The organism is Micromonospora sp. CB01531 (assembly GCF_001905095.1).
GTDB lineage: Bacteria > Actinomycetota > Actinomycetes > Mycobacteriales > Micromonosporaceae > Micromonospora.
In genome coordinates this window covers 23,083-38,025 of record NZ_LWLS01000114.1, presented here as the reverse complement: position 1 = coordinate 38,025, position 14,943 = coordinate 23,083, and the positions used below count along the sequence as shown (strand labels likewise).

Genomic DNA, 14,943 nt, shown 5'->3' with positions numbered 1-14,943 from the left:
GCGCGGGGCGCGGGGCGCGGGGCGCGGGGCGCGAGGCGCGAGGCGCGAGGCGCGAGGCGCGAGGCGCGGTGCTCAGGCCGGGTGGGTGAGGATCTGGCCGGCCGGGGCGGGGCGGCCGAAGTGCCAGCCCTGCCCGGCGTCGCAGCCGATCGCCCGCAGCCGGTCCGCCTGCCCGGCGGTCTCCACGCCCTCGGCGGTGACGGTCAGCCCGAGGGCGTGCGCGAGCGACACCAGCGAGGCGAGGATCCGCTCATCCGTACGGCTGCCCGGGTCGTCGGCCGGGGCGCGCAGCCCGGTCACGAACTCGCCCGCCACCTTCAGCTCGGTGACCGGCAGGTCCCGCAGGTACGCCAGGTTGCAGTAGCCGGTGCCGAAGTCGTCGATGGCGATCCGGACCCCGAGCTCCTTGAGCACCCGCAGGGCGCGGACAGGCTCGGCCACCGTGCTCATCATGGTGCTCTCGGTGACCTCTAGCTGAAGCCGTTCCGGGGGCAGCCCGGTCCGCTGGAGCACCCCCTCCACCTCCTGCACCAGGCCCGGTCGGTGCAGCTGACGGACGGCCAGGTTGACGCTGACGAACGGCGCGTCGGGCCGGCCCGCCGACCAGCTTCCCGCCTCCCGGCAGGCCTCGGCGAGCACCCAGCTGCCGAGCCGGACGATCAGCCCGGTCTCCTCGGCCAGCCCGATGAAGCTGTCCGGCTGGAGCACGCCCAGCTCGGGGTGCCGCCAGCGGACCAGCGCCTCCATGCCGAGCACCCGGCCGTCGCCCAGCGAGGTCAGCGGCTGGTAGTCGAGGTAGAACTCGCCCCGGTCCAGGGCGGTGGGGATCGCCGCCGAGAGGGCGTACCGGGCCAGCTCCCGACGGTTGCGGTCGGCGTCGAAGACCGACCAGCGGGCGCCGCCGGCGGCCTTGGCCCAGTGCAGGGTGCTGTCCGCTTCCCGCATCAGCTCGATCGGCGTGGTGCCCGCGACCTGCCGCTCCACGATCCCGATGCTGGCCGACACGGTCAGCTCGTGCCCCTCCACGAGGGCCGGCTCGCTCACCGCCGCGAGGGCCGCCTCGGCGACCTTGACCACGTCCTCGATGCAGGCGGTGCGCTCGACCAGGATGACGAACTCGTCGCCGCCGAGCCGGGCCACCAGATGCTCGCCGAGCGCCCGGCGCAGTCGCTGTGCCACCGACAACAGCAGCGCGTCGCCGACCTGGTGGCCGAGCGAGTCGTTGACCACCTTGAAGCGGTCCAGGTCGAGGAAGCAGACCCCGATCCGGTCGGCGCCCCGCCCGGGCGCCTCGATCGCGGCGGTGAGCCGCTCGGTGAACAGGATCCGGTTGGGCAGGTCGGTCAGCGGGTCGTGGGTGGCCTGGTGGCGGAATCGCGCCTCGCTCTCCCGCAGCGCCCGCTCGGCCTCCGCGCGGGCCACCATCGCGGCCCGCCGGATCGACTCCTGCTCGTCCAGCGTGCGGTCGCGCAGGGCGCGGGCGTACCCGGTGGCGACCATGGCCAGCAGCCGCGCCATCCGGTCCTCGACGTCGTCGATGACCAGACCCAGGTCGCGTACCAGGCGGAGCTGGATCACCTCGACGGTACGGCCCAGCCCCTCGGCGGAGGCGATGTGCGCCTGCACCAGCTCCGCCCCGACCTGCTGACCGATGCGCAGGTCGAACGGCTCGGACCGGATCGCCACGGCCAGCCGCTCGGCGAGCCGTTGCAGCAGCGCCTCCAACTGCGCCTGGGTCATCGGCAGGTAGCTGGTGCCGGAGACCGCCTTGGCCCACGCCCGGGCGAAAGTGCCGGGGCGGGAGCGGGTCGTGGCGGTGGCTCCGTCACCCACCGAGCCGCCCGACGCCGCCGATGAAGACTGATCGCTCGGCGTCCTCCGCCTGCTCCGGCGACTCCGGACGCCACTGCGGTACCCAGACCACGCCCGGGTCGACCAGCTCGAATCCGTCGAAGAGCGTGACCAACTCGGCCCGGCTACGGATCCAGAGCTGGTTGTCGGTGCGGCGGTAGACCCGCTCGGCCTCGGCCCGCTCGCCCGTCTCGCTCCGGCCGTCGTCGCTGGCCTGCGACAGCACCAGGTGGCTGCCGGGCGCCAGCGCCTTGCCCAGCGTCCGCAGGATCTCCTCCGGCCGGTCCTCCGGCGGGATGAAGTGCAGCACCGCCACGACCAGCACAGCGACCGGCTGGGAGAAGTCCAGCAGCCGGTTGACCTCGGGGTGCCCGAGGATCGCGGCTGGCCGGCGCAGGTCCTCCTGGATCACCGTGGCCCGGTCGTTGCCGGCCAGGATCTCCCGGCTGTGCGCCACCGCGACCGGGTCGACGTCGACGTAGACCACCCGGCACGCCGGGTCGGCCCGCTGGGCGATCTCGTGCACGTTGCCGACGGTCGGGATACCGGAACCGAGGTCGAGGAACTGGCGTATCCCGGAATCGGCCAGGAACTGCACCGCCCGGCGGAGGAAGGCCCGGTTGGCCTGGGCCATCAGCGGGGCCTCGGGCACCGCGTCCACCATGGCCCGGGCGGCCGCGCGGTCGGCCGCGAAGTTGTGCGAGCCGCCGAGGTAGTAGTCGTACATGCGGGCCACACTGGGGCGCTCGATGTCGATCGTGTCGGGTGCCCAGTCCGGCCGCTGCATGCCCTGCCCCTTTTGCGTCAACAACGCGCGGCTCGTCCCCGCGCGGACCACTCGGGTATTCTGCCCCCCCGCTGTCGCGGTGCAAAGACCGCCGTCGCTGCGCGGTCGGTCCCTCACCGTACGCGTTCGTCGGCCGCCCGGAATGCCCGAGAGGCCCGCGTCCGGAGCACGGACGCGGGCCTCTCGGCAGGTGGTCGGGACGCCTCAGAACTTGGGGGCGTCCGGGGCCTCCAGCAGGCCGAGCCGCAGCGCGGTCATCAGCGCCTGGGCCCGGTTGGCCGCGCCCAGCTTCTCGTAGAGCTTCGAGATGTGCGTCTTGGCGGTCGACTCGCTGACGAACAGCTGCTTGGCGATGCCGGCCACGCTCATGCCGTCGGCCAGCAGCCGCAGCACCTGGCCCTCCCGCGGGGAGAGCTGCGGGCCGGACGGAGCCAGTCGACGCTTCATCGCCTCGGCCAGGTCGGCGGCGGTGAAGGCGCTGGGCGAGGAGGCGGCGTGCCGGGCGGCGGCGACCACCTCGTCGGCCGGGGCGGTCTTCGGCACGAAGGCGCTGGCCCCCGCCTCTAGGGCACCGAACAGTTGGTCGTCGCCGGCGTACATGGTCAGCACGACGATGCCCATCGACGCGCTGGACTTGCGGAGGGCGCGGGTGGCCTCCAAGCCGCTGCCGTCGGGGAGTCGCAGGTCCATGATCACCACGTCCGGCTGGAGCGCGCCGGCCTGGCGAACCCCTTCGGCTGCCGTGGCGGCCTCGCCCACGACCTCGAACTGCCGGTCCCGCTCGAAGGCGTGCCGCAGACCCTTGCGGATCAGGTCGTGATCGTCGACAAGGAGAACCTTGGTACGGGTGGCCGGTGTCGGGCTAGTGGTCATCCTCGGGTTACTCCCCTTCTGCTGCTGCGCTGCCGCGCACCTTATCGCGCCGGGGCGAGGAGCCGATCACCACCGCCACGGTCGTGCCGCTTGGTTGCCGCGGTCTGATCTCCAGCCGGCCCCGGATACGTTCCGCCCTCTCGGCCATGATCGCAAGCCCGTAGTGCCCGTCAGGGCGCTGGTCACCGATGCCGTGACCGTCATCCGACACTTCGATCTGGGCGTACGGGGGGTCCACCGCGCAGGTGACCCACAGGTTCGACGCCCCCGCGTGCTTGCGCGCGTTGGTGACCGCCTCCTGCGCGATGCGCAGCAACTCGGCCTCGGTCGCGGCGGGCAGCCGGGCGGTCGACTCGTCCAGGGACAGGTGCACCCGCAGCCCGCCGGACGCGCCCACAGTGCGGGCGTACTCGGCGATCGCGGCGGCCAGGCCGCCGTGCCGGTCCACCTCGCTGCGGAGCTCGAACAGGCTCAGCCGCAGCTCGGTGATCACCCGGGTGACCTCCTGCCGCAGGGTGCGCAGCGAGTCGGCGGTCTCCTCGGCGTCTTCGTGCACGGTGGCCAGGGCGTTGTCGATGCCGTACCCGACCATCACCAGCTCCTGGGCGACCCCGTCGTGGATCTCCCGGGCCAGCCGCTGCCGCTCCTCGTTGGTGGCCAGCGACCGCACCTCGTCGAAGAGCAGCGCGGCCTCCAGCCGCAGTGCCGCCGGACCGGTCAGCGCGGTCACCCGGGACACGACCGGCGGCGGGTACGCGTGCCCGGTGTCCGCCTCGATGACCACCAGGCCGACCGTGCGTACCCCGGCGACCAGCGGCACGATCAGGGCCGACACCTCGCCGGTCTGCTGGGAGCGGGCCTGCGAGCGGGCCGCGGTCTGCGGCTGCTGGCTCGCCCAGGCGTCGGCGATCGCCGAGTCCGCGTCGAGCGTGGTCTCCCAGTCCACCCGGTCCGCGCCGACCTGGGCGAGCACCACGAGCCGGCCGCCGCCGCTGGCGGACAGCACCGCGCCCCGGTCGGTCTTCGCCACCACCCGCAGCTCCTCCAGCAGGTGCTCGGAGATGCCGCCCGGGTCGAGCGTGGCGCCGGGCAGCTGGCGGGCGACCGTACGCAGCTGGGTCAGCAGCCGGGTGGCCTCCGCGTACGGCTGGGGCTTGCCCTCGCCGCGCACCCGCATCACCCGCTGGAGCGTGCCGGCCGTGTAGAGGCCGAGCGCGGCCAGGATCAGCCACTGCGCGCAGACCGCGAGGTAGCCGAGCTGGCCGAGCTGCCGCCCGCCGCCGACCACGGTGAAGGCCGCGCTGACCAGCAGGGTGGCGGCGGCCACGGCGAGCAGTGCCGCGCCCTCCCGGAACCGGCGGCGCAGCGCCGTCACGGTGACCGGCACGGCGAGGTACGGCAGCACCGCCGAGGCGCCCAACCCGCCGGTCACCCCGGCCAGGTGGGTGTCGGCGGCGATCTTGCTGGCGGCCAGGCCGAGGACCACCACCTCGGCGAACCGGCTGAGCGGTCCGAACAGCCGGTGCTGCGGGGCCAGCACGGCGGGCAGCCCGGCCAGGCCCAGCAGGCCGATCCACCAGAGCTGGGTGACGTCCCGGGTGGCGAACAGGGTCAGACCGGCGACCAACGCGAGGAGGACCGCCCGCGCGAACGCGGCGAGGGGTTGCGTCGGTGGTTGGCTGGGTGTCGAGGCGGGCACGTGACGGATCGTAGTCAGCGTCGGTAGATGTCCGCGATCTCCGCCGCGTACGTCTTGTGCACAACCTGTCGCTTCACCTTGAGCGAGGGGGTCAACTCGCCGGTGTCCTCGGTGAAGTCGTGCGGCAGGATCCGGAACACCTTGATCGCCTCGGCCTTGGAGACCGACCGGTTGGCCTGGTCGATCGCGTCCTGCACCTCGGCCCGCAGCGCCTCGTCGTCGCGCAGGTCGGCGGCGCGGGTCGTCTCCGGCCGGCCGCGCGCGGCCAGCCACTTCGGCAGCGCCTCCTCGTCGATGGTGACCAGCGCCCCGATGAACGGCTGCCGGTCGCCGACCACCACGCACTGGCTCACCAGCGGGTGGGCCCGGACCTGGTCCTCCAGCACCGCCGGGGCGACGTTCTTGCCGCCGGCGGTCACGATGATCTCCTTCTTGCGGCCGGTGATGCTCAGGTAGCCGTCCTCGTCGAGCCGGCCCAGATCGCCGGTGCGGAACCAGCCGTCCGAAGAGAGCGCCTCGGCGGTGGCCGCCTCGTTGTGCCAGTAGCCCTGGAAGACCAGATCGCCGGAGATCAGGATCTCGCCGTCGTCCTCGATCCGGATCGTCACGCCGGGCAGCGGGCGGCCCACCGTGCCGATCCGGGTGGCGCTGGGCAGGTTCGCGGCGGCGGCGGGGGCGGTCTCGGTGAGGCCGTAGCCCTCGGCGATGTTCACCCCGACACCACGGAAGAAGTGCGCGAGCCGGGTGCCGAGCGGAGCGCCGCCGGAGATGGCGTCCCGGCACCGGCCGCCCAGCGCCGCCCGCAGCTTGCCATAGACCAGCTTGTCGAAGAGCACGTGCTGGGCGCGCAGCGTCAGGCCCGGCCCGTCCGGGGCGTCCAGCGCCTCGCTGTACGCGATGGCGACCTTCTCGGCCCGGTCGAAGATCTTCCCCTTGCCGTCGGCCTCGGCCTTCTGCCGGGCGCCGTTGTAGACCTTCTCGAACACCCGGGGCACGGAGAGCACGAAGGTCGGCTTGACCTCCTGGAGCTCGGCGACCAGGTTCTTGGTGTCCGCGCAGTGCGCCATGGTGGCCCGGGCCTGCACCACGCCGATCTGGATGAGCCGGGCGAAGGCGTGCGCGAGCGGCAGGAAGAGCAGGGTGGAGGCGCCCTGGCGGAACAGGTTCGGCAGCACCGGCACCGCATTGGCGATGTCGGCGTACATGTTGCGGTGGGTCAGCACACAACCCTTGGGGCGGCCGGTGGTGCCGCTGGTGTAGATGATGGTGGCGATGTCGTCGGCCTTGATCGTCGAGCGGCGTACCTCGACGTCGGCCGCGTCGACGGAGGCGCCGGCGGCGACCAGCTCGTCCACCGCGCCGCTCTCGATCTGCCAGATCTGGCGCAGCTCGGGCAGCCGGTCGCGGATCTCGGCGACCAGCCCAGCGTGCGCGGCGGTCTCCACCAGCGCCGCGACCGCGCCGGAGTCGGCGAGGATCCAGGCCGCCTGCTCGGCGCTGGACGTCTCGTAGATCGGCACGGTGACCGCGCCGGCAGCCCAGATGCCGTAGTCGAGCAGGGTCCACTCGTAGCGGGTGCGGCTCATCAACGCGACCCGGTCGCCGGGGGAGATGCCGGCGGCGAGCAGGCCACGGGCCACCGCCACGACCTCGTCGCGGAACTGCCGGCAGGTCACGTCCGTCCAGGCACGGCCGTCGCCGCCGCCACGCCGGACGAACTGCACCGTCTCGGGGGCGACCTCGGCGTTTTCCCAGACCGGGTCGGTCAGGTTGGCCGCGTCGCCGACGGTGACGATCGGCGGTACGGAGAACTCGCGCACAGGCACTCCCTCGTGCTCACACGGCCCGGGCCGGCCGTGTCGGCTCTGTCGAAACCTACCCGCCCGTTCGCGAAGGCGCGGTGGGGAGGTTGCCCGCCCGGCTGACGGGACACGGCCCGGCCCGACCCGACCGGGACCGCGGCTCGGGGGTGGAGCGCCGCGCCCGGGCGCGCCGCCGGGTAGCCTCCCCCCATGGCGGACTCCTCCACCCAGTCGATCACCATCGGCGCGCCACCGGACCGGGTGGCGACGGTCATCTGCGACTTCCCCAGCTACCCGGAGTGGGCCGAGGCGATCCGGCGGGCGGAGGTGATCGAGGAGTACGAGGACGGTTACGCCAGCCAGGTCCGGTTCACCATCGACGCCGGCGTCATGGCCGACGAGTACGTGCTGGCCTACGAGTACGCCGAGGACCTCGCCCGGATCGAGTGGCACCTGGTCGCGCCCTCGAAGATGCAGAAGGCCCAGCGGGGGTCGTACGACCTCACCGGCAATCCCGACGGGACCACCACGGTCACCTACACCCTCGAGGTGGAGCTCTCCGTGGCCATGCTCGGCATGTTTCGCCGCAAGGCCGAGAAAATGATCATGGATGCGGCGTTGAAGCAGCTCAAGCGCCGGGTAGAAGCACTCGGTGCGGCCCACTGACCCGACCGGCGTCCGGTCGTCACGGTAGAGGAGCCGACCTATGGCCACCACTGATCCGGATTCGGCCCGGGAGGAGGCGGAACGCCTCGTCGCCATGCTGCTGGCCTCCGCCCGGCTGGCCTCCGCCACGCCGGGGGCCAGCCCCTGGGGCCCCCTCGGCGGGATCCTGTCCGGTGTCCTCGGTCACACCCCGGGCGGCACCGGATCCGGCGAACCGACGGCCTCGGCGGGTTTCGCCACCGGGTCGCCCGAATGCTGCGTCTGCCCGATCTGTCGGGGTATCGCGGCGTTGCGTGACCCCAGTCCGGAGTTCGCCGAGCGCCTCGCCACCGGCGCCGGGGACCTAGCGGCCGGCGTGGCCAGCCTGCTGCGCGCGTTCGCCCCGGCCGAGCCGGCGGGGGCCGACAAGCCGACCGCCGGTACCCCGGCCGGAGATCACGTCTGGCGCGAGGCCACCCGTACCGGGCATGATTCTCAGCCGGCACCCGAGCAGGACGTCTGGTCCGCCGCGACCCGGGGGGAGGGCGTGGCCGACCCGGGTGCCAGCGTGCCGCCCGCCGACGCCGCCGGGCCGGACGAGCCGGTGTCGAGCCGGCCGCCGGCCGGCCGTCCCGTGGTGCCCGTCGCCCGGGCGTCCGGCGAGGTGGCCGAGGAGGCACCAGGCGACGGGGCCTGACCACCGGACATCCCGACCTTGCCCGGCCGTGCCGGACGAGGTCAGGGAGCACAGCAGAGGGGAGTGGCAGCGGTGACGCTGACCATCGGAGTCGACGTCGGTGGCACGAAGGTGGCCGGCGGTGTCGTGGACGACACCGGCAAGGTGCTCGTGCAGGCCCGACGGGACACCCCCGCCGAGGACGTGGCCAAGACCCGGGACACCATCATCGAGGTGGTCACCGAGCTGGCCACCGGCCACCCGGTCGAGGCGGTCGGCATCGGCGCGGCCGGCTGGATCGACGCCTCCCGGTCCACCGTGCTCTTCGCCCCCAACCTGGCCTGGCGGGACGAGCCGCTGCGCGAGTACGTCAGCAACGCCATCGGGGTGCCGGTGGTCGTGGAGAACGACGGGAACGTGGCCGCCTGGGCGGAATTCCGCTACGGCGCGGCCCGGGCCGCCGACGACTCGATGGTCATGTTCACCATCGGCACCGGCGTCGGCGGCGGCATCGTGCTCGGCGGCGAGCTGCTCCGCGGCGCCAACGGCATCGCGGCCGAGCTGGGGCACATGCTCACCGTGCCGGACGGCCACCAGTGCGGCTGCGGCCGGCTGGGCTGCATCGAGCAGTACGCCAGCGGCAGCGCCCTGGTCCGCTTCGCCCGCGCCGCCGCCCGCCAGGAACCGCACCGGGCCACCGCCCTGCTGGAGCTGGCCGGCGGCGAGGCCGAGGGGATCACCGGACCGATGGTGACCGCCGCCGCGCAGGGCGGCGACCCGGTGTCCGCCGAGGCGTTCGCCCAGGTCGGCCGCTGGCTGGGCACCAGCCTCGCCGACATGGCGCAGATCCTCGACCCGCAGGTGCTCGTCGTCGGGGGCGGCGTGGTGGAGGCCGGTGACCTGCTGATGGGCCCCACCCGCCGGTCCTACACCCAGGCCCTCGCCCAGCGCAGCCGGCTGCCGGTGGCCGAGATCCGCCCGGCCGAGCTGGGCAACACCGCCGGCGTCATCGGCGCCGCCGACCTCGCCCGACGGCTCTGAGGTGCCCGGTCCGGGCGTGCCGCTGCGGGTGGTGTCGTACAACGTGCACAGCCAGCGGGACGACACCGCCGCGCTGGCCGAGGTGGTCCGGGAGGCCGCGCCGGACGTGGTGATCGTTCAGGAGGGGCCGCGGCGGTTCCGGTGGCGGCAGAAGTGCGCCTCGCTGGCCGACTCGTTCGGCCTGGTCGTGGCCGCCGGCGGCCTGCCGTCGCTGGGCAACCTGCTGCTGACCAGCCTGCGCGTGCGGGCCGTGGCCACCCGCTGCCAGCGCTACCCGCTGACCCCCGGGCGGCATCTGCGCGGCGCCGCGTACGCCGAGTGTCTGGTGGCCGGGAGCCGGTTCCTGCTGGCCGGCTCCCACCTCTCGACGGACCCGGCCGAGCGGCCGGCGCAGGCGGCCGCGCTCAAGCGGGAGCTGACCGCCGCGACGCTGCCGGTGGTGGCCGGCGCCGACCTCAACGAGGAGCCGGACGGGCCGGCGTGGCGGACGGTGGCGGAGGGGCTGACCGACACCGCGGTGGCCGCGGACCGGGCGGACCGGCACACCTTCCCCTGTGCCAACCCGCGCCGGCGGATCGACGCCCTCTTCGTGGACCCGCGGATCACCCTGGTGGACTACGACGTGGTGGACACCCCGCGGACCCGCCGGGCCAGCGACCACTTCCCGGTGCTGGTCGACCTGCTGCTGCCCGCCGGCTGAGCCGGCGACCCGCCGAGATGATCCGGCAGGGCTGGACAACCGCGGGCATTCTCGGCAGGATTTCGCACCGACCCGGCCCTCGTGCCGCACAAAGGAGATTGCCGGTGCCCTCCTCCACCGACCTCGGCCGTCCCGATCCGGACCCGACGGTCGCCCTGACCCGGGACGGCCGCCCGGTCTCCGACCGGGGCGACACCGTCTGCGTCATCGGCGCCGGGGCCAGCGGCCTCACCGCCGTGAAGAACCTCCGCGAGCACGGCTTCGGCGTCGACTGCTATGAGCGGGAGACCGGTATCGGCGGGGCGTGGAACTGGCGGCACGACCGCAGCCCGGTGTACGCCAGCACCCACCTCATCTCGTCCCGGCCGTTCACCCAGTTCCCCGACTTCCCGATGCCGGACGACTGGCCGGACTACCCGCACCACACCCAGCTGCTGTCCTACTTCGAGCGCTACGCCGACCACTTCGACCTGCGCCAGCACGTCTGGTTCGGCACCGAGGTGGTCCGGGTGAAGCCGGCCGAGGGGGACCGGTGGGACGTCACCACCCGCAGCACCGGCGGGTACGGCCCGGAGCGCACCTCCCGGTACGCGGGCGTGGTGCTCGCCAACGGGCACAACTGGTCGCCGAAGCTGCCCCGCTACGAGGGCCTGGAGCAGTTCCGGGGCGAGGTCATGCACGCCTCGTCCTACAAGGACCCGGCGCAGCTGCGCGGCAAGCGGGTGTTGGTGGTGGGCGGCGGCAACACCGGCTGCGACATCGCGGTCGAAGCGGCCCAGCAGGCGTCCCGCTGCTGGCACTCCACCCGCCGCGGCTACTGGTACGCCCCGAAGTACGTCTTCGGCCGCCCCGCCGACCAGGTCAACGACACCCTGCTCGCGCTGCGGGTGCCGCTGCGGGTACGCCAGTGGCTCTACCACCGGACGCTGCGGCTGACCGTCGGTGACCTGACCCGGTTCGGCCTGCCCAGACCGGACCACCGGGTCTACGAGACCCACCCGATCGCCAACAGCCAGCTGGTCTACCACGTCGGCCACGGCGCGATCACCCCGGTGCCGGACGTGACCCGGTTCCACGACCGCACGGTGGCGCTGAGCGACGAGCGGGAGATCGACCCGGAGCTGGTCATCTTCGCCACCGGCTACCTGCCGCGCTTCGAGTTCCTCGACGGCGCGGTGCTCGGCGACGCCGACGGGTCGGGCCGGCCGCGCCTCTGGCTCAACGCCTTCGCCGCCGGGCACCCCACGCTGGCCGTGGTCGGCCTGGTGCAGCCGGATTCCGGCGTGTTCCCCATCGCGCACTGGCAGAGCGTGCTCTTCGCCCGGCTGCTCGCCGCGCGTACCGCCCGGCCGGACCGGGCCGCCGCGTTCGGCCGGAAGGCCGCCGCCGGCCTCGGTGAGCGGTACTCGGGGAAGGTCAAGGACAGCAGCCGGCACTGGTTCGAGGTCGGGCACGCCGACTACCTGCGGGCGCTCCAGCGCGCCCTGGACGAGCTGGAGGGCAAGTGAGCGAGCGAACCGTTTGGTTCAGCAGCGAGGCGGCGGCGTGAGCGCGGAGCGGGTGCGGATCGTCCGGTCGTGGGAGTGGGCCCGCCCGGAGCGCCCGGCCCGCCGTGAGGTGCTGGCCGTGGTGCCGGAGCTGGAGGAGGGGAAGCGGCCCCTGCTCTTCGTACCCGGGTTCGGGCACGGGGCGTGGGCGTTCGCCGAGCACTGGCTGTCGCACGCCGCGTCCCGCGGCTTCCCGGCGTACGCGCTGAGCCTGCGCGGGCACGGCGGCAGCGAGCCGGCGCCGGCGGCGACGCTGCGGTCGTACACCCATGACGTGGTCCAGGCGGCGGCGGGCCTGCCACGGCAGGCGGTGCTGGTGGGGCACGGGGCCGGCGCCCGGGTGGTGGCGCACGCCCTGGCCCGCTACCCGGCCCGGGCGGCGGTGCTGGTGGCGCCGGTGCTGGGCAGCTGGGGGACGTTCGGCACCGCGTTGCGGCGCAACCCGGTGGGCACCCTGCCGGCGGTCTTCGGCGGCCGCCTGCGGCTGAACCGCCGGCAGCTGTTCAGCCGGGAGTTGCCGGACGGCGAGGCCCGCCGGTACGTCGCGCGGCTGGGCCGGGCCGGCCGGCGGGCGCAGTGGCAGTTGCTCACCGGCGGCCAGCCGGAGCCGGCGGTGGGCCGCCCGTCGGTGCTGGTGCTGGGCAGCCCGGACGACCGGGTGGTGCCCTCGGCGGCGCTGACCCGGGCCGCGCGCCGGTACGCCTCGGCCCCGCTGCTCTTCCCCGGCATGGGCCACGACCTGATGCTCGACGCCCGCTGGCGGGAGCCGATCGACGCGATCCTCGACTGGCTGGAGAAGGACCCGGCGCCCGCCGCCGGGTGAGCGCGGGCGCCGGTCAGTCGGTCGCGGTGAGCCGGCGCAGCAGTGAGCCGCTCTCGTCCAGGGCGCTCAGGTACGACCGCGCCCAGGCGTGGATGTCGTTGCGGCGCAGGTGCGCCCGCATCGTCCGCATCCGGGCCGAGATGTCCTCCGGCCCGGCCCGCAGCGCGGTGAGCAGGGCCTGCTTCAGCCCGTCCAGGTCGTGCGGGTTGACCAGGTACGCCTGGTCCAGCTCGGCGGCGGCGCCGGCGAACTCGCTGAGCAGCAGCGCGCCGGTGTCGTCCACCCGGGCGGCGACGTACTCCTTGGCGACCAGGTTCATCCCGTCCCGCAGCGGGGTCACCGCCATCACGTCGGCGATCCGGTAGAGGGCGACCAGTTCGGTCCGGTCGAAGGGCTGGCTGAGGTAGTGGATCGCCGGCTCGCCGACCCGGCCGAACTCGCCGTTGATCCGGCCGACCTGGTGCTCCACCCGCTCCCGGAGGATCTGGTACTGGGCGACGCGTTCCCGGCTGGGCACCGCGACCTGGACCAGCACCGTGTCCCGGACCTTGACGTCCCCGCTGGCCAGCAGCTCCCGGTACGCCTTGAGCCGCTGCTCGATGCCCTTGGTGTAGTCCATCCGGTCCACGCTGAGGATGACGTGCTCGGGGTCGCCGAGGTCCTTGCGCAGCCGGTGGGCCCGGTCGGCGACCTCGGGCCGGGCGGCGAGCGCGGCCATCTCGGCGGTGTCGATGGAGACGGGGAAGGCGCCGACCTGGACCGTCCGGTCGCCGACGTCGACCCGCCGGTCGGTGGCGGGCAGTTCGAGCACCTTGGCCACCAGTTGGGCGAAGTTGTGCGCGGCGTGCGCCCGCTGGAAGCCGATCAGGTCGGCGCCGAGCATGCCGCGCAGCAGTTCGGCCCGGCGGGGAAGCTGCATGAACAGCTCCGGCGGCGGGAACGGCACGTGCAGGAAGAAGCCGATCCGCAGGTCGGGGCGGAGCCGCCGGAGCAGCCCCGGGACGAGCTGGAGGTGGTAGTCCTGCACCCAGACCAGGCCGCCCGGCTCGGCCACCTCGGCCGCGGCCTCGGCGAACCGCTGGTTGACCCGCTGGTACGCCTCCCACCAGCGGCGGTGGTACTCGGGCTGCTCGACGCTGTCGTGGTAGAGCGGCCAGAGGGTCGCGTTGGCGAAGCCCTCGTAGTGGTCGCGGAGATCGTCGGCGGTCAGCGGGACGGTGTGCATCCGGACGCCGTCCACCTCGGGCAGGTGCGGTGCCGGGCCGGTGCCGCCGGCCCAGCCGAGCCAGGTCGCCGGGGTGTGCCGGAGCAGGGGGTGTAGGGCGCTCACCAGGCCGCCGGGGCTGCGGCGCCACTCGGAGGCGCCGTCCGGCGCCACACTGTCGTCGACGGGGAGGCGGTTGGCCACCACCACGAGGGGGCTCTGTCGCATGTCGGGCAATCCGCTCAGCAGGGGTCCGGCCACCGGAGCGAGGAACAAACCGGACAGCCGGTGCGGGAAGTGACGTACGGGTATTCCTACTGACCGTAAGTTACACCCCTGTTACGTGGCTGACGCCGGGGCGAGGGCCGTCCCGGTTTCCGGGCGGCTGGGCGGAGCGGATCAGACGACCGCGCCGTCGTCCGGGTCCTGCTCGTCGGAGTCGCCGGGGCGCAGCCGCCAGATCAGCATCACGAAGCCGGCCAGGATGCCGGTGAAGCCGAGCAGCGTCACCACGGACGGGTCGGTGACCGGGAGCACCGTGGGGGAGAGGAAGAACACGAAGCCGGCCACGATGCAGAGCACGCCGACCACGGCGTACTTCGAGAAGCGCGGCAGCGGGGGCGGCGGTGGCGGGGTGTAGTGCTCGTCCTCGTCGTCGGGCAGGTCGGCGCCGAAGGTGTCCAGGCCGTCCAGCAGCGATGGCTCGTCGGACCGGCCCCGGCTCACCGAGATCCCGGAGACGTCCGCCGCGTACGGCAGGCGCCGGACGTCGGTGGCGGTCGGGCCGCCGGTCTCCTCCGCCCGACCGCCGGCGCCCCCGGTCGGCTCGGGCGGGTCGACGGAGTCGTCGTCCACGTCCTCGGCGGCGGGCCACGGGTGGCTGCCGGAGGTGGGGGCGGAGTGGAAGCCGGCGACGATCTTGGCCCACTCCGCCTCGATGTCCGGCTCGTCGTCCCGGGCCGACTCGCGGGCCCCCTCGTCGCTGAGCTGGGTGAGGTAGTCCCGGGCGGTGGTCAGGTGCGAGCGGTCGACGTAGAGCCGGTCGACCGGGCGGGACGGGACCGTCGTGGTGCGGGTGATCGGGTTCAGGTCGGCGGAGGGCTGTAGGTAAGCGGCGATCCCGCCCGCGGCGAGCACGTCGAGCAGATGTTCGCCGATGCGCGGATCGACGTCGCCCGCGACCGCGTACTCGGCCGCGTCGAGCCCGTTGTCCCGCCGTCCCCGGCGGGGCCCACCCGCTGACACCGGACACCCCTCCTCGCCGCCTGTCGGTGCGTCCCGACCCGGCGCCCCGT

13 protein-coding genes are annotated in these 14,943 nt (G+C 73.9%); 6 read left to right on the top strand and 7 right to left on the bottom strand.

Annotated elements, in window-relative coordinates; all coding sequences use genetic code 11:
* Positions 1-72 precede the first annotated feature (72 nt).
* The 5 genes from A6A27_RS34630 to A6A27_RS34610 form a co-directional block, all read right to left on the bottom strand.
* Complete coding sequence (locus A6A27_RS34630) at positions 73-1,833, bottom strand: putative bifunctional diguanylate cyclase/phosphodiesterase (protein WP_073838881.1); 1,761 nt, start codon at positions 1,831-1,833, stop codon at positions 73-75.
* On the bottom strand, positions 1,826-2,638 hold the full coding sequence (locus A6A27_RS34625; protein ID WP_073838880.1) for an SAM-dependent methyltransferase: 813 nt from the start codon (positions 2,636-2,638) through the stop codon (positions 1,826-1,828). Before A6A27_RS34625 ends, A6A27_RS34630 begins: the two co-directional genes overlap by 8 nt.
* A gap of 204 nt (positions 2,639-2,842) precedes the next feature.
* Positions 2,843-3,511 carry a response regulator transcription factor gene (locus A6A27_RS34620; RefSeq protein ID WP_007072219.1) on the bottom strand — a complete coding sequence of 223 codons (669 nt, stop codon included), beginning with the start codon at positions 3,509-3,511 and terminating at the stop codon, positions 2,843-2,845.
* Positions 3,512-3,518: 7 nt separating this feature from the next.
* Entirely contained in the window at positions 3,519-5,210 is a 1,692-nt protein-coding gene (locus A6A27_RS34615) for a sensor histidine kinase (RefSeq protein ID WP_073838879.1), read from the bottom strand.
* Positions 5,211-5,224: 14 nt separating this feature from the next.
* Complete coding sequence (locus tag A6A27_RS34610; RefSeq protein WP_073838878.1) at positions 5,225-7,030, bottom strand: AMP-dependent synthetase/ligase; 1,806 nt, start codon at positions 7,028-7,030, stop codon at positions 5,225-5,227.
* Between the two features lie 192 nt (positions 7,031-7,222).
* Between A6A27_RS34610 and A6A27_RS34605 the strand changes: the two genes are divergently transcribed.
* From A6A27_RS34605 to A6A27_RS34580, 6 genes are all read left to right on the top strand, one after another.
* Positions 7,223-7,678, top strand: coding sequence for an SRPBCC family protein (locus A6A27_RS34605; RefSeq protein ID WP_073838877.1), 456 nt, complete (start codon positions 7,223-7,225; stop codon positions 7,676-7,678).
* Positions 7,679-7,718: 40 nt separating this feature from the next.
* Positions 7,719-8,354 carry a hypothetical protein gene (locus A6A27_RS34600; RefSeq protein ID WP_073838876.1) on the top strand — a complete coding sequence of 212 codons (636 nt, stop codon included), beginning with the start codon at positions 7,719-7,721 and terminating at the stop codon, positions 8,352-8,354.
* A gap of 63 nt (positions 8,355-8,417) precedes the next feature.
* Complete coding sequence (locus A6A27_RS34595; RefSeq protein WP_198940576.1) at positions 8,418-9,374, top strand: ROK family glucokinase; 957 nt, start codon at positions 8,418-8,420, stop codon at positions 9,372-9,374.
* 1 nt (position 9,375) lies between these two features.
* Complete coding sequence (locus A6A27_RS34590) at positions 9,376-10,074, top strand: endonuclease/exonuclease/phosphatase family protein (protein WP_073838874.1); 699 nt, start codon at positions 9,376-9,378, stop codon at positions 10,072-10,074.
* 104 nt (positions 10,075-10,178) lie between these two features.
* Entirely contained in the window at positions 10,179-11,582 is a 1,404-nt protein-coding gene (locus A6A27_RS34585) for a flavin-containing monooxygenase (protein ID WP_073838873.1), read from the top strand.
* A 37-nt stretch (positions 11,583-11,619) separates the two neighbouring features.
* Positions 11,620-12,444 carry an alpha/beta hydrolase gene (locus A6A27_RS34580; protein ID WP_073838872.1) on the top strand — a complete coding sequence of 275 codons (825 nt, stop codon included), beginning with the start codon at positions 11,620-11,622 and terminating at the stop codon, positions 12,442-12,444.
* Between the two features lie 13 nt (positions 12,445-12,457).
* On the opposite strand, the gene A6A27_RS34575 is transcribed toward A6A27_RS34580, so the two are convergent.
* Positions 12,458-13,876, bottom strand: coding sequence for an alpha,alpha-trehalose-phosphate synthase (UDP-forming) (locus A6A27_RS34575; protein ID WP_073838871.1), 1,419 nt, complete (start codon positions 13,874-13,876; stop codon positions 12,458-12,460).
* Positions 13,877-14,047: 171 nt separating this feature from the next.
* Entirely contained in the window at positions 14,048-14,893 is an 846-nt protein-coding gene (locus tag A6A27_RS34570) for a hypothetical protein (RefSeq protein ID WP_073838870.1), read from the bottom strand.
* Positions 14,894-14,943: the final 50 nt, after the last annotated feature.